Below are 18435 nucleotides of genomic sequence, written 5' to 3'. Positions count from 1 at the left end.
TCGCGACCCGAGCGCCCCATAGCGGCCCGACTGCCATTCCCTGAGGATTAGATGTTTAGACGATTATTCGGTTCCTCCGCTCATGATATGGCGATCGACCTCGGCACCGTGAACACAGTCATCCATGTGCGTGATCGCGGCATCGTCCTCAACGAACCGTCCGTGATTGCGATCGAGACCATCGCCGGAGTGCGCCGTGTGAAGGTGGTGGGGAATGAGGCCAAGCCCATGATGGGCAAGACCCCATCCAACATCCAGGCGATCCGCCCGCTGCGCGACGGCGTCATCGCCGACATCGATGTGGCCGAGCAGATGATCAAACATTTCATGGCGAAGGCGGTCGGCTCCGCGGGCCGATTCAGCCGGCGTCACGAGGTGGTCATCTGCGTGCCATCCGGCTCCACCATGGTGGAGCGGCGCGCCATCCAGGTCGCGACGATGCAGGCGGGCGCGACCCGGGTGCAATTGATCGACGAGCCGATGGCTGCGGCGATCGGCGCTGGCCTGCCCGTCACCGAACCGCGCGGCGCCATGGTGGTGGACATAGGCGGCGGAACCACCGAGGTCGCCGTTCTGTCGCTGCAAGGCATCGCATATAGCAATTCCGTCCGCATGGGGGGCGACAAGCTGGACGATGCGATCACCTCTCATGTGCGACGCCATCACAATCTGATGATTGGCGAAATGACCGCGGAGCGCGTCAAACATGCGATCGGGTCGGCGGTGCTGCCGATCGATCAGGGGCGCACGATGCAGGTCAAGGGACGCGATCTGGTGAATGGCCGCCCGGCTGAAATCACGATCAGCGAGTTGGAGATCGCAGAAGCCTTGATCGAGGGCGTAGGCCAGATCAAGCAGGCCGTCATGTCCGCGCTTGAACAGACGGCGCCGGAATTGTCGGCCGACATCATAGAGGAAGGCATCACTTTAACCGGAGGAGGCGCTCTGCTGGGTCATCTCGACCAGGCGCTGTCGGAGCAGACCGGCCTGCCGGTCAGGGTCGCGGACGATGCTCTGATCTGCGTGGCCATGGGTGCAGGCAGGGCGCTGGAGGACGCGGCCTATAGCGGCGTGCTGACGACGGCATAAGCGGACCTCTCGCCCCTTACCCGCCGCGCTACCGCAGCGATCCTGTCAATTGCCTAGGAACGACTTCCCGTCGCTTCCCGTGGATGCTCGCCATCGAAGTTCGGCCAGCTCGACCGGTGGAAGGCCGACGCGCTGCGCCGATTGATTGGCATATTGCAGGAATTGCTTAGCCCGTTTCGGGACACCGACACGCAGCCATGCCAACGCCACGATCGGGCGCCATGCCGCAAGCCTTTCCGGCGGCACGTCACCTATGCCCCGATAGGCTCGCTGACATGCTCTTGTTGCCCAATCACGCCATATGCCAACGACCAGCCCCGTCGGCCCGACACCAAAGCGCATGAGCATGTCCATGCGCACCAGATCGGCGGCCGGATCCCCCCTAGCCGCCTTCGACCAATCGACCAGTATCAGCGCCTCATCCGCCAGCATGACATTGCCGATGTGCAAATCCCCATGGAGCAGGCGATCCCCGTCGGGCAGGGACTCAAGATATTCGATAGCGGGCAACTTCACACGGTCCGGCAGGGGGCCGTGCAGCATGTCGGTGCGGCATACGTCCTTGAAACTTCGCAAACCGTCCGGGACAACCATATGCATCTGCCGGCATAGCATCATCCAGCGTCGCAAAAGGCGTTCGCCCCGCAATGGGCGCCGACGCAATTCATCGGCCATGCTGACGCCATGGACGCGCGGATACAAAATGGCCCGCGCGCCGTCATATCGTACAAAATCGAGTGCAGCAGGCACCGGCAGCCCGGCCCGCGCCGCCAATCGCGACGCGAAAGCCTCACGCTCTATCATCGAATCGGCCGCCTGATCGTCGAACAGCTTCAATACATGATCCGTACCCAGTGCGAGCAACTGCCCACTCGCGCCCCGCGCGATCGTGGCAAGCGATGGATCGCCGACCGGGTCCAGACCGATGTCCGCCAATCTATGGAACTGCATCAAATGCGCTTAAGAGCCAAATGTTCGCACGACGTCGCAATCCCGATTTCACTGCCGCGCGCTCCAATCCAGCCCGGTCGATCGAACTCAAACCATAGGCGATCCGTTCGCAACCGCATCATAGCGCGCATATACTTCATCACCTCATCCATGCTCCTGCGGCAAGCGGATTGCGGAAAAGTCCCGATCTGCCTAAAGTCATGGGCGACACCGACCGGATAACCCATATGCCACGCATCTGCGATGCTCAATCGTCGGATCAAACAATCTCATAAGCGAGAAGTCATGCATTTCATTTGTGCGGCGGCCTTCCGGCCGATTTTAGCATGAGGCTTCTGGTCGATGGTTTCAATATGGCGCTCCGCAAAGGAACCGGCATAGCGTCCTATGGCCGCAGTTTCCTGCAAGCGGCCCATGATCTGGGCCACAGAACCGAATTGCTGTTGGGAGAAAGCCTGACGGACGCGCCAACGCCGACCGCCCGGAAAATCATCGACTATCTCATGTCGCCTCTGGGCCATCGACCTCGCTCGATATCGCGCGACGACCTGTCGATTGGGTTGCAGGCTCTTTCCCCGGCCGTCGACGCTTACTGGAATAAAGCGCGCCTTTTCCGGGCCGCTCGCGGCGCCTTCCGACGGACTGGCCTGTTCACCCCGGTAAGAATGCCGGGTGTGGACGTCGCGCATTGGACCTACCCCCTGCCTCTGTTCGTTCCCGGCGCGCGAAACATCTATACCATTCATGATATCGTCCCGATCAAATTTCCCGCAATGTCCTCCGGCAGCGAGGATTATCTGCGCACCTGCCACGCCATCACAAAGCGGGCAGACCATATTTTAACCGTGTCCGAGGCGTCTCGCACCGACCTCATCAAACATTTCGCCCTCGATCCGGAACGCATTTCCAACAGCTATCAGGCGCTGAGTGCCTGGCATGGGATTGCGACGGAAGAGAACGAAACCATCGACCGGCTGCTGGGCCGCTGGCAGTTGACGGATCGGGGCTATTTCCTGTTCTTCGGCGCCATAGAGCCGAAAAAGAATGTCGCACGCCTGCTTGAGGCATTCGTGACGTCAGGAAGCGAAGCCCCTTTGGTCCTCGTTTCAGGCGGGGGGTGGGACAATGCAACGGAACGGGCGATGCTGGAGCGATTGACGGTGGCAGGCGCGCATCCGCGCATCATCCTCATCGACTATCTGCCGCGCAGCGAGCTTGCGCACATCATTCGACATGCACGCGCCACGATTTTCCCCAGTCTCTACGAAGGCTTCGGGCTTCCCGCCCTCGAATCCATGGCGATGGGAACCCCGGTCATCACATCCGATCGGGGGGCGCTGCCGGAAATCGTCGGGGATGCGGCACTGCTCATCGACCCGCTGTCCGTAGGATCGATCAGCGACGCCATACGGCGTATCAATAACGATGCAGTGCTGAGGGATAGTTTGAAATACAAGGGCGTACGGCGCGCCCAGCTTTTCTCGATGGATGCCTATCGTGTGCGGATAGGAAAGCTTTTCGAGCGATGGAGCTGATACGATTTGGCCTTTCACCCGAACCGAGGAGCGCGTAACTAGGGAGCGGCCAATTTGCTTTGGACATATTCATATTGGGGATCCCGTTTTGATCATCTACCCTACCGGCATAGCGACCTGTGCGCGCCTGCCCCTGATTATGGCGCTTACCCTATCGACTTTTGCGATGACGGGCTGCAGTTCCTTCAGCGCCATGGGACCATCGAGCCGCGATGTCGTCCATGCGGCACAGGCGCCGGATGGAGCGCAGGTCTATCTGATCGATCTTACGAAGGACAATGTGAATTCGGCGCAGAACGTCATGAATGGCGCAGGCTTTGCCGACACGATGGGCGGCGCTCTGCCCGTTGGAACCATCATTCATGCCGGCGACGTACTGAGCATAGCAATCTGGGAAGCTCCGCCCGCCGTTCTTTTCAACGCCACCCCATCCTCAACCCGCAGCATCGGGGAAGGATCGGCGCTGGCGCAAGGCAATGGCAGCAGCACGGCCCGCCAGTCCAGCTTTCCCGATCAGGTCGTCATTTCCGACGGCACTATCTCCGTGCCGTTCGCCGGCCAGATTCCGGTGGAAGGACGAACCACACGACAGGTTGCGACTGAAATTGCCCGTCGCCTCCGGGGGAAGGCGCATATGCCCCAGGTGGAAGTCGCATTTTCGCGCAACGCGTCTGCCACCGCAACAATGGTGGGGGAATTCGAGAATAACGGCGTCATCCCGCTGACCGCAAAGGGTGAGCGGGTGCTGGACGCCATCGCCCTGAGCGGCGGCACCAAGCAGCCCATAAACAAGACCACCATCCAGATCACACGCGCCGGGGTCGCCAGATCTCTGCCTCTGGAAACGATCATTCGCGACCCCCGCCAGAATGTCGTCCTCGCGCCTGGCGATATCATGTCTGCCTATTTCCAGCCGCTCAGCTTCACCGCCTTGGGCGCAATCGGTCAGAGCAGGGAGGTATCGTTCGAATCCACCGGCCTCAGTCTGATCGAGGCATTGGGTCGTGTGGGCGGCCTTCACGAAGATAAGGCCAATCCTGCTGGCGCTTTCCTGTTCCGCTTCGAAGACGCGCGTGCTCTCGGTTTAGACCCTGCCAATCCAGTCCGCCAAACGGAAAAAGGTCCGGTGCGGGTTGCGGTGGATGCGCAAGGACGAGTGGGCGTCATCTATCGCGTGAATTTACGTGATCCGGCAACATTCTTTGCCGCGCAGAACTTCGCGATGCGCGACAAGGACATCCTGTATGTGTCCAATGCGCCGATCGTCGATGTACAAAAATTCGTCGGCATTATCTCTTCGACGATCTTCCCGATCATTTCCCTCAATAACGCCATCACCAGATAACGCCGGCAACGGCATTGTCGAAACAGAAGGAGCGGGACCGGCATAGACATGCCAGTCCCGTTCCTTCTGTCTCATTCTTGCGCTTCACTCGAGAGCGCAGCGGGGGCGTCGAATCGGCCCTTGCGCCGCCCGTTACAAGATATTCTGCAGCACCCGTTCCCAACTACATGCCTTCGCCAGTCGCCGCGCTTCCTCCGCCATGGCGTTCAGCCCGCCATCATCCTTCGCCACCAGCATCGCCGCCAGCGCCTTTTCCAATTCGGCTGCGCTACCGTCATAGACAATACCGGCATCTCCCCCGCCCATGACTTCCCGGATCATGCCGGCTTCGGTAATCACCGTCGGCACGCCAAAGGTGAGCGCCAGCATCAGCGATCCACTCGTCAAAACGTTGCGATAGGGATAGACGGCGAAATCCGCCGCTTTCAGAAAAACCTGAAGTTCCGCATCGTCTATATACCGATCGACGATACGGATACGCGTTCTTTCGAACGCGCTCAGCGGCGCAGCTAAATTTTCGATCGGGCTTTCCGGCGCCGCGCCGGCAATCAGCAACAATGCGTTGGGGCGTTGCACCAGCACCTTGCGAAACGCCTCAACCAACGTGCCGATGCCTTTATATTTACGCACCTGGCCATTGAACAGAATGACGTCATCGGCAGGCGCAAGGCCGAGGTAGGAACGGGCCGCATCTTGCGATACCAAATCGGCATATGCCCCGACATAATGACCATGCCTGGCAATCAGCACCTTGTGTCGCGGGATGGGGAACAGGGCCTCGACCTCAGCGATCGAATATTCGCTGTGCAAATGCAATGCATCGGCCAGTTCCGTCAGCTTTTTGGACAGGTTTACTTCAACTTCGCGATGTTCTGCATCGTGCGATATGACATTGTGAATAGTCCACACGACCTTGCCGCCCAGCGTCTTGAATTTTTCCAGCTTGGCGATGAATTCATTCGCGCTGGCGGCAGCTTCCTGCTCGCTCATGCCTGCCTTGAACAGGAAATTGAGCCAATGGAGATGGAATATATGCTCTGCCGGGCGTTCGGATATCGTGATCATCTGCAGCGCAGCGTCGATCGTCCCGGCGCAGAATTCGGCATCATTGGCATGGGGGGCATAGAGGAGGCGCTGATAAGGATTGGCCCGGTAATAGGGCCAGAACATAACGAGCGGCCGTCCCTCAGCCCGCTGATACGTAACCCGCCGCGGTTCCTTGGGATCAGCGATATGGATATCCCAGAAATGAGCGAGGCCGGATCGCGTCAGTGCTTCGCGCTGCACGCGGTAGGTGTTGGTCGTTTGGAACCCTTCATTGACGTTGGACGTGTTTTCGCCATGCCAACGACGCTGGTACAAAATCTCGTCGATGTGATGGAATTTACCGACTTCCGACAATTTCAAGAAAATATCATAGTCTACCGCGTTGACGATATCCTCGCGAAATTTTTCCGTCCGCTCCCACGCCAGTTTGCGAAACATGCGGAAATGGTGCGCGATGGACGTGATCATCATCTTCTCTCGCGAGAAGACGGGCCAACTATATTCGTTCTTGAGGAAATTTTCGTCCGCGTCGATGCGTTCGCAAGAGCCATAGCAACAGGCGACGTCCGTATTCTCGTCCAGGAAATCGGCTAGTCTGCGGACGGCGCCCGGCTTTAGACGATCGTCAGAATCGAGTTGGCCGATATAGATGCCGCGCGCCATGGCGATAGCGCGGTTGGATGCAAAGCCGATGCCGCCATTTGCTCCGGTTGTCCAGCGCACCCGTGGTTCGTCGCCATAATGGCGTTCCAAAACCCCCAGCGTGTCGTCAGGCGATCCGTCATCGGCGATGCAGACTTCCAAATCCTGCATGTCCTGTTCGAGCACGCTGTCGATCGCCCGGCGGATATATTTACCGGCTTTGTAGGCCGGAATGTAGATGCTGACCTTGGGCACCTCGTGCGCGCCATCCGTCTTGCGATCCCAATGGTTGGGGCAAAGCTGAACATAGAGCTTTGCGTCGGCAGCGCCTTGGCCTTTCTTGGCCGAGAAATCCCGAATGTTTCGGGTGGCGATAGGCTGAAAATAGCAGCCCCTATTATAGAGACGGAAACAAAATTCGCGCCCCGCATGGTAGGCGCCACCGAACCGAGGCTCGAACAACCCGCCAACATTGCGGAACAAGGTGCTGGTGACGGCAAAATTTAGCCCCAGAACATCGCGAAACGGATAGCGCCTGTTAACGATGTTCTTGTGGGCGCTGGTGCAAAATGGGGTAGCCCCGGAATCAGCCAGCGGCGGGATCAAAGTCTGCACCATCTGGTCCGATATCTGGCCCATGTGCGCGATCCGCAAAAATGTCATGGGATCAAGATCGATCACGCCACTGGTGAATAGCAGCAGTCGCGTATCGCCGCTGATCCGCCACAACAGCGCGTTGGCTTCTTCGCTGGGAAACGCAATCGCGTGGAATGTCACATCAAGCCCACGGGGCTTTTTCCACCCTGACGGCTTCTCGCCTAAAATATGAAGCCTTATTCGACCGGCATAGCTCTGGGCGGCGATTGAGGCGAGCAGCGAGGGGATGCCTTCTCCCTTCTCATCGACATGAATGATGTCGATCGGCAAAGCCGCTCCAGCGCTGCTGCGCCAGTTGGCATATTCTTCGATGTACCGGAAATCGTTACAATTTCCAACCATGTCCGGAAGCGCCAACCCAGATGGATAAGGCTTTGGAAAGCTTGCGCCGTCCTTGATGGATCGGAAAGGAGGATGGAGCGGTCCGCCGATACCCCGATTATAGTCGGAGGGAATATTGATTTTCCGAACATCATCATTGGTCGCGACTCCGTTGATGAGTGTTTCGAAGAACAGGAACAGGTCGCTTTCGATATTATCGTTATATCGGATCGTATCGAGAATCCGATTGGCTTTATAGCCCTGTCCCAGCTCACGGAGATCAATCGCGGCCAGCGCGCGCGCCCAATGATTTCTTGGGTTGGCGGATATCTGGGTCACCGACCCGGCGATATGAGACATTCTGATCTCCGTCATTCAAGTCCGTGAAGGAACAGTATTTTGAAAGATTTTATTTTAAAATGGGCAAATCAGGGACATGATCATAGTCCACCTTATCCGAACTAAATGTAGCGTGCGTACATAGTTCGAGCAAAAGGTCTGTCGTCCATTCAGGCCATTCCTGCGGCTCAATATGAAAGACCGCCATACGCCCTATTATGTCCGAAGGCTTCAAAAGCGCTTCGACAGCATGATATGCTTTACGATCGGCATAATCGTCAAAGAGAACGGTGATCGGTTGCTTGGCACGAAGACAAGCGTTGACCAGACAGGCCGCCCGGAAACGGCCATCGATCAACACGACTTCGGGATGCCGGAAAAAATTTTCTGTCCAGATGGACGTCGGGTACCGATAGAATTTACGCCAGGAACTGTCGTCCTTGGCGCGTCCCCATGCACCCGTTTCGCCGATATCGACATGATAGATGATGACGGGCGACGGCAGGTCGGCCTCGTCGAAGCGGCGCTGCAGTGACAGTGCCCATTGACGGTCCGTCTCGACGCTGAAAATAAGCTTCCCCGCCGCGCTGCCCCCCAGCACGGTGGAACCACCCGATCCATATTCGAGGATGACGCGCGCCTTATCATAGGTCTCCCGCAAGAATTCCGCTTCCATGGACGGAAGCGTCAATGCGGGCCAGTCTCCCTCTATCGCGGTCATCAGGAAGCACCCTGTGCAAGCGCAGCGTTCCAGAGAGTAAGCCGTGAAGCACGCTGATATCTTGGGCTTTCCCAATTGGAATTGGCAGGCTCCTGAGTCACATCGACGGTTGACCGCTGCTGAAAATAATCAATTTCCGCGTTCAACGCTTGGGTAATGGTATCGAACTGGATCAGGACTTCGCGCAACGCTTCCGTCTCCTGGATCTGCAACGCCAACTCGCCCTGGATCGTGGCAACCATGCTGTCGCGTGTGCTCAATGCGTCGCGGAGGGCCAACTCAAGAGCTTCCAGTTCACGATAGTCGCTGCCGGTTGCGGCTGGCCGATGGGCATCCATTTCCGCCTGCGCCTCTTCAGCAGCGACGAGCTTGTCCTGAACGAAACGCAACTCCATCGAAAGCGCCTGGATAACATTTTCGCTTTGCTCCATCGCCTGCAGGAGCGCCCTCGTCCCTTCGAGATGCCTCGCCAGTTCCTCGCGCGTCGCGGCCTCTTGGGCATCCCGCTCCGCGAGGATATCATCAAATTCGGCAATCCTGGCCTGATAGGCTTGCACCTCCGCATTCATTTGCTGAGCCGCCGCCAACTGGTCTTTAAGCTCGCCAAACTCGACCTTCAAAGACAAGAGGAGGTTCTCGCTATGCGCGAGGTCTTCCAAAAGAATCTTTGTCCCCTTAAGCTGACGCGAAAATTGCTCGCGTGCGGCGAGCTCTTGCGACTGCATATCCTCGGCGGCCTTGGTCAATTCCGCCTGCAGCCTGGCATTGTCGTCTCGGTGCTTTGCCAGATCGGCTTCGAAACCGCCGATCGAGTCCGCATGTTGCATGGACGCCGCCTGGAAAGATGCCTGCCCTTTTTCCATCGCCTGGGCGTGCGCGGCTCTTTCAATGTCCCGCTGCTCGCTCAAAATCGTGCAGCGCTGCTGAGCCTCGGCCAGCTCCCCGGACAGGCGCACCAACTCACCTTCATGGGTCGCAATCAGCGTTCTCAACTGGGAAACCGTGGATATCGCCGACTGTTGCGCCTCTTCAAGCTGGGCATATGCCATCTCGCGACCGGCACGGTCGGCCTGGAGCGTCGCCGACTCTTGCGACAGACGCTCTACATCCGCGACCCGCTCGTCAAACGCCGCCTTGAGGTCAGCCAATGCAGAGCGATCGGTCTCGCATGCGGCCTCCAGCGCCTGGAGCGCCTCCGCATCGGCCTGCTTGCTCTCCAGCAGTTCGTCCCGCTCGGAGCGCAGGGTGTTCGACTCTTGCGACAGGCGCTCGACCTCCGCGATCCTATCATCAAACGCCGCCTTGAGATCGGACAATGCAGAGCGATCGGTCTCGCGCGCAGCCTCCAGCGCCTGGAGCGCCGTCGCGTCGGCCTGTTTTCTCTCCAGCAATTCGTCCCGCTCGGCACGCAGCGTCTTCGACTCTTGCGACAGGCGCTCGATATCCGCGCCCCGCCCATCAAACGCCCCCTTGAGCTCGGCCAAGGCAGAGCGATCGGTTTCGCGCGCAGCTTCCAGCGCCTGGAGCGCCGTCGCGTCGGCCTGCTGACGTTCCAGCAGGTCGTCCCGCTCGGCACGAAGCGTCTTCGACTCTTGCGACAGGCGCTCGACATCCGCGCTCCGGTCATCAAACGCCGTCTTGAGGTCGACCGACGCAGAACGATCGGCCTCGCGCGCAGCCTCCAGCGCCTGTAGCGCCTTCGCGTCGGCCTGTTGACGTTCCAGCAGGTCGTCCCGCTCGGCGTTCAACAGCGTCAAATTCTGTTTGAGCTGCGCAATCTGTCCACCGCGCTCGGCAAACAGCTTCTCCAGCTCCAGCAATTTGGACTGGTCGGCCTGGCGTGATTGGTGCGCTTCCCGGGCCTTGGCTTCCTCCGCCTTTCGATGACTTTCCAGATCATCGCGCTCAGTCCGTAAAGCCGTCAACTCTTCCGACAGGCGGTCAATTTGCCCTTTGCGCCTTACCGCCACCGTCTTGAGTTCGGTAAATTCTGATTGCGCCTTTTCATACTCATTCTGCAACTGCAGGATCGAGGCGGCGCCCTCATCCAGTTGCACTTGCAGCCGGCCGGTTTCGTCGCGCGCTTTTTTGAGACGATATTTCAGACGGTCCGCCTCGATTCTTCGCATTTCCTCGGCGATTTGAAGATCGAAGGACTTGGCCTGTAAATTGGCGATCTGCCGGTGACGCCCCTCATATTGGGCGCGGCTGTCTTTCAGTTGCTCCGCAAGCTTTTCATATTCTGCCTTCAGCTCTTCGAAATGGCGACCGGCCGAGGAAGCCCGCTCTTCCTGCGACTGGCTGGACATTTCGTAATAATTCGCTGCGCCCAAACGGGTGAACATCTCTATGAATGCCTGGCGCGCCTGATGCTCCGGATGATCCTCGGTCAGCGATACCAGGTCGCCTAGCTGTTCAATCACATTCTTCCCGTAGAGCAGGACGGTCATCCCCTCCCCGCCCGGAAGTTGAATAGTGGGCATACGCGCCGACATTCCGTCGATGAAAGCGGCCACATCCCCCTCTGCCTGCGCCGTTCCGTGGACGAGAATGATGCTTTCATTGGACAGCTTGCCCAGCCATTTTTCCTGGATCGTTTCGATGACTGTAGCCGCGGTCAAGCCCGCCCGGGCAGTCGCGACCATGTCGATCAAAAGAAAATCGATGGAAGCAGCGGCGAAATGCCTGTCGCCTCGCCCGATGCCATCGGTCAGGATGCGGGAAAAATGACCGTATAAATCCGTATTACGGGAAACCAGCTTTGCTGGCGCGTCGACGACATCGCCCTCCCCGGCCCAGGTTCCCACAGCGTCGCAGCGGGCGTCGGGCTGCACCCGGTGAAGGCATTGACATGCGGCCATATAGGCAACGCCCTCGCCCACGCCGATTTCAACATATTGGCGCGGACGCGAAAGCTCCAACACCCAGAACAGAAAGGGGATATGCCACAATATGACATCATTTCTGGCATATTGCGGCTGCCAAAAAAGCGCTTGGACGCGACTGGATCGCGGCATGACGGCGTTAAGGGGGGCCGACAGCAGGCCCTCTTCAGTTGTTACCTTCCTCATTATCACCCCAGCGCCCGAATCAGCTTGCCAAGAATAGCCACCATTCCTCCACCGCTTGTCAATATTATCGGCCCAATCTGGCCGTCCCGCTTCCGTCAAGAAGCGCCTTCCAGGCTATACCGGAACCGCTTCGATCAGACCAAGGTCGACCAAATCCGCCGTCCCCCTGTAACGCCGACTATCAGGATACATGAAGCTGAATCCCGAGAAACGTCTAATCGCTTCATCATAGACGCGATATTCGTAACTGCCTTGCCAATATTGCCCTCGCGCAATCGCATCCGAAATATGCGCAAGCGCATCGCCATCGAATTTGAAATGCAACAGCGCGATCCAGCATGGGTCGTCCCCCAAAAGCGGCGGATCGACATAATGGGGGCTGACAAGAGTTTCATCTGCCGTCAAGCGAAACAGCGGATATTTCGTCATTTCCGGCATGAAATCAGGCTTGATGCGCGACAAGGTCCGCTGCCTGGGACCGCCCATTCGGCTGGTCAGCAGTTCCAGCCGGTTATCGCGATACCCTTCCGGATCGAAAAAGGGATAGGCCTGCAAAAAGGATTGGTCGGACCGACGATGGTCGATCGCCAATGGCTTGTCGCTATACATGTCCAGCAAAAATCCCCGCACCCGCCGCAGGCCCGATCGTTCCGCAGCGGCAGCCAGTGATTGCAGATTCTTTGTCCCGTGAAAGACGGCATGCTCGTCCGCATCCGCGAGCATGTACCAGCGGTCGCCATATTCTTCCACGAGGCGCATGATCCACCCGTGCTTCGCCTTAGCACTGAAAGGATCCAGCATCTCGAACAGATCGACATCGGCCTGGCTCGCCAGGAATTCACGCGAGCCATCGGTCGATCCGTTATCGACGAACAGGAAATGTGCCGCGCCCAGCCGCCGATAATGGGCCAGAAAATAGGGGAGTCGTCGAAGTTCGTTGCGGACAATGCAAATGACGATGGGTTGCCCGGGCCGATCTGTGGCCAGCCTGGAAACGCCGACGCGAGTCAATCTGGCCGATTGAGCCAAGGCGCGAATTTCGTCCGCTTCCGTCGTCATCATGATCCGGTCGAGGCGTAGCGCAGCTCAGCGATCAAACCAGCCTCCTTAGCGCGCCGATTGAAAGGCGTACGCGTTCAACGCGCACGCCCATCCCAATTAACAATATCGTGCGACCTTAGTAACCGATCGCGCGATGCAAGCCCTGTCGCAAACTAACCATGACATCGGTTGCCCGGCTTCTCAGCATTTCCAGCGCAACGGGATCGTGCGGCGCCGGTTCGGGATCGAAACGGCTACACAGGGTAGGATCGTCAAACTTGGACAGCAGGTCGTCGCGACCGATCCTCTTCATAAAATTGCGGTTCTTGTTGGTGGGGATCAAGACGGTCGAAGGAACGCCGTACATCGTTGCCACAACGGTGCCGTGGAACTTCATGCTGACCAACGCCGTACAGCCGCCGATTGCTTCGGTCAGCTCGGTCAATGACTCGGTGTAGATCAGTTCCTTGTCGCCGCGGATATCGTCCGCATCCGCCCTGTCGCGGACGCCGACAATGCCTGTTCCCAGGATGATATGACGGACACGCCACCCTCTGGCGCGCTGCTGATCGGCAAGAGCGTTAATCTGCGAATAGTCATCTTCCAGATCAGGCCGCTGGCGGGTTACGATGCCCAGGATTTTCTGGTCCGCCGATTTCGCGACGGGAGGGAGATTCAAAGAGCATACCAAGTCCGGAGATTCAATGACTTCGACGGCCGGCTCGGCTTTGCTCATGATCCATTTGCACGACTGCTCGTCACGGGCATGAATCATCTTGACCGAGGGATGTTGCAGAAAATTCTTGTACTTCTGAACGATCCAGTCCTTTTCGGCATTCCCCTTATTCGTGTTTGCCCGAATGGGAACGCCTACGCCAACCACGAACACCGGCTTTTTCAAAAACTCCTTGCTGAAATAGCGCGCGTCGAGATTCCAGGGCTGAATAATGTCCCCGCCCCCGATGACGATAGCATCCACTTCCGCCACCACATCCTGCGGAGGCCTGGAATAATAGGGCTGCTCCAGCTTGTCGGCAAGAAAACGCAAGTCAAAGTCGTCTTGCAGAAATTGCTTGTAAACACTGACGAACAATTCGTCGCCATAATTGCCATAACCAAAAAAGCCAGCCAGTCCCACAACTGGCTTCCTGCCGGTTTCAAGGCGAAGTTTTTCAACCAAAAAGTCTCTCCCTATGCGTGCCAATACGCCTGGAATGATGGAGCGTCATGAAGACATAAAAGAAGCTGTATCACGGAAACTTTTCGGACCGCCCCACCTCCGCTCACTCTTTCGACATGCCAGATTTCCTCGCAAAACCCAATGGCAGACGATCATCACAGCGGCTAGCCACCCTATCGAATGTCATGTTTCTAGTATGACTTATCAAATCGACAAGCCGTAAAATAAGAAGTTTAGGCGATGGAGATTCCGCTCCATATGGGTTTTTATACTGACGCCCGCCCAAATTTGCCGTCACCTCACACCCATATGACCCTTTCAAAACACCCGGCTGGACGATCCAATCATCGCAGGATGGACCAATTAAACGGCGAATATCAAGCCCAATTCGCCGCTCCAACGACATTGTGACCAGCACGCGCCCCTGCCCGATGGTTCACACGAGGAGTGGCGCCGTACATCACAATCGCCCTTCGGCGATTGCGCGCCATGGAGGCGCAGTCCAGCCCTGAAAAACGCGGCGAACGGAACGCGCAGACCGCGAAATCAACCGGGCCCGACAGCGGCGCCGGCGGCCAATACGCACTTGCCGCTCGCCCCATTGGTCTGCTACCGACCACGTCTATTACTTAACGGGGATAGCCAGTGAACTCTTACCTCCGAACCAATGCACGCCAACTGCCGACGGTTGTGGGCGGGATTTCTGACGATGGCTTCCGCATTTCGACCGGAGAAGCAGGAATAGTTTGCTACGGGCCTTATATCTCGCTTGAGCCCGGCAGGTATGTCGCTGGATTCTACATTCGCCGGATGGGTCCAGCCCAGATGAATAACGTCATTATCGATGTTAATGAGGATGGACAGCCTCTGCTCGCAGAAAGGGCCATCGCACAACAGGATCTGTTCGACGATCTCGCTTCGTTTATCTACATGCCCTTCACCGTCACGGAGCAGACCCGGCAGACCGAAGTGCGCGTTCATGTGGAGCAGGATGTTCTGGTCGAAATTCGCGACCTCGTCATCTTCAAGGCCGATCCGCGCGTTTGGAGCAATATATGAGCGAGGGCGGCGGTCTCTTTTCATGGCTGAAGAACGCGTTCGCCGACCGCGTCGATGCACGCATTGATCAAGCTCTGCAGGGATTTGCGGAACAGGCCGATGCCCGCAACCACCGCGCGCTCGAGGAAGCTGTGCGCAGGCTGGAAGGCAAGCTGGCCGAACTGACGCATCTTTCACAGCGGATCGAGGCAAATAGTCAGGCGGCCGCCCGGGAAACCGAGACTGCAGGCCGGGAAACCGTCGCGCAGGCGCAGCGGGATATGACGCAAGCCATGGCTTACGGTTTTGAAGTCCATTCGCAACTGGCCGCGATGAACGCCCGGAGTCACGCCGCGCATGACGCGGAGGCGAAGGCCCAAATGGCTGGCCTGGAAGCCAAAGCTTATGCCGACGCCGGCATCGCGGATATATCCAGTTCCATCGCCGCAACCGGAAAGTCGATAGGCCAAGCCTCGAAGCGGATCGGCGCGCTGGAACAGACGATGATCGAGATCCGATTGCGCCTGGATCGCATAGAGGTGAAGTCGCGAACCAGGCCGCAGGCTCAGCCAACCCAGAAGGCCGCACCCAGCCTGCAGCGCACATCAACCGACGTCAAAACCGAAGTGGCGGACGCCGTGGCGAAAACCTTGCGTCAGATCGATGATGTTATCGGACAGCAGAAGCGGCGGCGCGCAGATCAGGATGCCTCCGTAAAGAAGCCAATGACTAAATAACCTCCCGTCGAAAGACGCGCCTTTCTTCCAATGGCCTCATCATCATCCAAAGATGCCTGGCCATGTCCACCATCGCGCCCATCCCGCGCGCCATAAACTATCCCACCGGGTCGCGCCATGTCCGCCCCACTCGCAGACCAACCTCACATGTCCATCGCCTTGTCGATAGCCACGCCCTGTCCATGCGCCCATAAGCTGCGCTGGCTCCACGGCATGGGAGCATCGCTCCAAAAAGGCGCTTCGCTGGGCAAACCAAGAGGCAGGAAGGCTGTTGAGCATAGATACAGGCTTCCGGTCGAGATATAGCCTTCCGCCATGTTGGGTTGCGATCCATTAAGGCCCAACCGCAGCCAGCCTTCTTGATCAAAGTTTTCCGGCGCATCGAGGGTCCGTCGAATAACCGCTTCAAGTGCACAACGAACCTGTGCCGGCGGCAATGCAGCCGGCAACTCGCCGTGCAGCGCCAGTTGCGCCAGCGGCTGGAAGGCAGCGCAACGATAGGCAAGCGATCGCCCAATTGGCGGGAATGACCCATCAGGCCCTATCAGTCGTTCCAAAATCACGGCATATCGCGCCATGCGGCTGGAATGCGCGACGCGCATCGATTGCCAATGCGGATTGACAGCACCGACGGCTGACAGAATATCGCTCAGCATGGGCTGAATGACATATCCATTATAATAGTCCCACCGCAGATGGGGGCCATCCTTTTAAATTCCATCTCCGGCATACCAAAGCTCATGTTGACGCAGCGCATAGTCGATGCGAACCGGATCCCAGGGTTCGCCGATTTTCGCCAGCATGGCCTCGATTGTCGCGGAAAACAAAAGCCAGTTATTGTAATAGGGTTCAATCTTTCTCGCCTGATGCAATGCGTCCACCAGATTGCGCTGGATATCCGGCGACAGGCTTGTCCACAGCGCATGGGGCGCCCGCAGCACGGCCTGAGCAAGAAATGCAGCATCAACCAATGGCTGCAATCCGTCTGAAAAGTTCAGTTTATGCGGGCCATCGGGGTCGACGCTGGCTCCAATCAGGTTGTGGACATCCGAGATATCTATCGCCCCGACGGTCCCGTCCAGCATCTCTCGTTCGAGCAGGGCGGATAGTCCGCACAGAAGCCGCCCCACCGCCTCCAGGGCACTAAATTGCCTTCTATCTTTTTTGCCTGGCGCAACCTCAACTGGCATTTGAGCAGCCAGTCCGCCCCTTTTGGCGGCGACCAAAACCGGCGCCGAGATTTTTACAATCAAGGCTTTCATTCGACGGTGGCTGTCGCCCCGAGCTTCTTCGATCACGTCATGCCCTCCATTCGATGAGGAAAGTCGGACGAGTTTGGCCGGCACCCGTTCAAGCAGACACCGAAAGGAGGGCGCGCGCCCTTCGACGCGAGCCGCTCCTGTCGATCTTGAATTGAACCAAGCGAATAGCCAGCGCCCGAACCCGACATTCTGTCAGGTCGCTTCAGCTTGGCGGCTTCCTCACGCCATTTTTCCGTAATACCGCATCTATTGCAGCACAACGCCACAAAAGCGCGATCTTCCGGAGAAGAGAATATTATCCCCAACCTACTCGCGAGAAACCCTTCCCGTCTTCGGCAGTCTCTCGTGATCCGCAAGCGCCGAGCCTGCGCCATACTGCCGATGGCCGGACGTCGATGCGGGTCATGCGCGTCGGCGACCTGATGATGACAGCCTGCGATCGCGCCATGGGAGGCCGACGCCGCGGCCGGCCCCGTCTCTGCAGCCATCAGGCGTAGATATTGATGAGGTTCCGGACGAGCAGATATAATCGGCTATCCTGGTGCAGACGCACGGTCACTGCGTGGGCATGGTAGGGATGGTCAATGATCGTCACATAGGGACTAGCCGCCAGTCGCCTAATGTGGCGCCAGTCGTCCCAAAAGAACTCGTCCTCATGCTCCGCCTCAGATCGTGACACATTTATGACAATATGGGGACGTGGCGTATCCAAATGAAGTTTTGCCACATCGACTATTGGGACATGGGGAATCATCGTACACTGCCCGCTGAACATATTGCTCGTTTGCGGCGCGAACGGAATACATAAATCAGCATCACAATGCCATGAGTACAGCAAAGCGGCATATCCCCCACTACTCTGTCCGCAAAATATCTTCTTTTTATAATCGGCCAGAATAGTATCGAGAAATTCCACGCCCTCCTCGATCGACGAATGCTCTGGCAGGACGCCGGTAGAATACCAGTCATTCCCGCAGTCTCTCAACAAAACAATATCTTTATCCTGAGAATTGGCAAAATTCTCACTCATAAATGGTTCATTTATCCCACCAAACCACACAATAACGGTATCATTACCTGATAAATATGTGACATAATCCACTATATCGTTTGAGATATATTCTTTTTTTTCTTTTTGTGGCATATACTCTCCGAAATCCCAAGACGCGCATGGCCTCTTTGAATGCAGCATTCTTCCTTTATGTACATTGCCGATGGGATGGGCAAGCGCCGATCAAACCCTGACGCCACAGGCGACTGCACGGCCGCAGCCGCCCTCTTCGCCTCAAGTGCCTGTCAACATGAGGATGATCGACCTTATACGGTGATGGCTTCGGACGGAATGTCGGCCACAACACGCCCCCGCGTGCGCCCAGGCATCCCGCCCGGGCCTAGACGCCAGTCAATCGCCCGACTTCAGGCCCGGCACTCTTTACGTCAAGTTCGATCCGTCAGGATG

12 protein-coding genes and 1 pseudogene are annotated in these 18435 nt (G+C 57.7%); 5 read left to right on the top strand and 8 right to left on the bottom strand.

Features of this window, described 5'->3' with window-relative positions; genetic code table 11:
* Positions 1-51: 51 nt before the first annotated feature.
* Complete coding sequence (locus ABT375_RS16705; RefSeq protein ID WP_261935422.1) at positions 52-1089, top strand: rod shape-determining protein; 1038 nt, start codon at positions 52-54, stop codon at positions 1087-1089.
* 45 nt (positions 1090-1134) lie between these two features.
* On the opposite strand, the gene ABT375_RS16700 is transcribed toward ABT375_RS16705, so the two are convergent.
* Positions 1135-2025, bottom strand: coding sequence for a phosphotransferase family protein (locus tag ABT375_RS16700; protein WP_416463390.1), 891 nt, complete (start codon positions 2023-2025; stop codon positions 1135-1137).
* Between the two features lie 341 nt (positions 2026-2366).
* On the opposite strand from ABT375_RS16700, the gene ABT375_RS16695 reads away from it, so the two are divergent.
* Positions 2367-3575: a glycosyltransferase family 4 protein gene (locus ABT375_RS16695; RefSeq protein WP_416463389.1), complete on the top strand. Its 1209-nt coding sequence runs from the start codon at positions 2367-2369 to the stop codon at positions 3573-3575.
* 88 nt (positions 3576-3663) lie between these two features.
* Complete coding sequence (locus ABT375_RS16690; protein ID WP_416463388.1) at positions 3664-4920, top strand: polysaccharide biosynthesis/export family protein; 1257 nt, start codon at positions 3664-3666, stop codon at positions 4918-4920.
* 132 nt (positions 4921-5052) lie between these two features.
* Here ABT375_RS16690 and ABT375_RS16685 read toward each other — a convergent pair whose 3' ends face one another.
* From ABT375_RS16685 to ABT375_RS16665, 5 genes are all read right to left on the bottom strand, one after another.
* Positions 5053-7947, bottom strand: a complete 2895-nt coding sequence (locus ABT375_RS16685) for a glycosyltransferase (RefSeq protein WP_416463387.1) — start codon at positions 7945-7947, stop codon at positions 5053-5055.
* 49 nt (positions 7948-7996) lie between these two features.
* The gene (locus tag ABT375_RS16680; protein ID WP_416463386.1) at positions 7997-8647 is read right to left on the bottom strand and encodes a hypothetical protein; all 651 of its coding nucleotides are present in this window, start codon (positions 8645-8647) and stop codon (positions 7997-7999) included.
* Positions 8647-11718: a hypothetical protein gene (locus ABT375_RS16675; protein WP_416463385.1), complete on the bottom strand. Its 3072-nt coding sequence runs from the start codon at positions 11716-11718 to the stop codon at positions 8647-8649. Before ABT375_RS16675 ends, ABT375_RS16680 begins: the two co-directional genes overlap by 1 nt.
* 114 nt (positions 11719-11832) lie before the next feature.
* A complete protein-coding gene (locus ABT375_RS16670) occupies positions 11833-12780 on the bottom strand; it encodes a glycosyltransferase family 2 protein (RefSeq protein ID WP_416463384.1) in 948 nt (315 codons plus the stop codon).
* A gap of 115 nt (positions 12781-12895) precedes the next feature.
* The gene (locus ABT375_RS16665; protein ID WP_416463383.1) at positions 12896-13939 is read right to left on the bottom strand and encodes a polysaccharide pyruvyl transferase family protein; all 1044 of its coding nucleotides are present in this window, start codon (positions 13937-13939) and stop codon (positions 12896-12898) included.
* A gap of 645 nt (positions 13940-14584) precedes the next feature.
* Here ABT375_RS16665 and ABT375_RS16660 point away from each other — a divergent pair.
* Together ABT375_RS16660 and ABT375_RS16655 are read left to right on the top strand one after the other, a co-directional pair.
* A complete protein-coding gene (locus ABT375_RS16660; protein ID WP_224549742.1) occupies positions 14585-14998 on the top strand; it encodes a hypothetical protein in 414 nt (137 codons plus the stop codon).
* Positions 14995-15714 (top strand): hypothetical protein, encoded by a 720-nt coding sequence (locus ABT375_RS16655; protein WP_416463382.1) that lies wholly within the window; start codon positions 14995-14997, stop codon positions 15712-15714. Before ABT375_RS16660 ends, ABT375_RS16655 begins: the two co-directional genes overlap by 4 nt.
* Positions 15715-15857: 143 nt before the next feature.
* Here the strand turns inward: ABT375_RS16655 and ABT375_RS16650 are convergent.
* Together ABT375_RS16650 and ABT375_RS16645 are read right to left on the bottom strand one after the other, a co-directional pair.
* Positions 15858-16976: pseudogene (locus ABT375_RS16650) on the bottom strand (DUF2264 domain-containing protein).
* Between the two features lie 487 nt (positions 16977-17463).
* Positions 17464-18120 carry a hypothetical protein gene (locus ABT375_RS16645; RefSeq protein WP_416463381.1) on the bottom strand — a complete coding sequence of 219 codons (657 nt, stop codon included), beginning with the start codon at positions 18118-18120 and terminating at the stop codon, positions 17464-17466.
* Positions 18121-18435 lie beyond the last annotated feature (315 nt).

The sequence above is a fragment of the Sphingomonas sp. VDB2 genome (genome assembly GCF_047946695.1).
Taxonomy (GTDB): Bacteria; Pseudomonadota; Alphaproteobacteria; order Sphingomonadales; family Sphingomonadaceae; genus Sphingobium; species Sphingobium bisphenolicum.
This window is presented reverse-complemented; position numbering and strand designations above follow the sequence as displayed.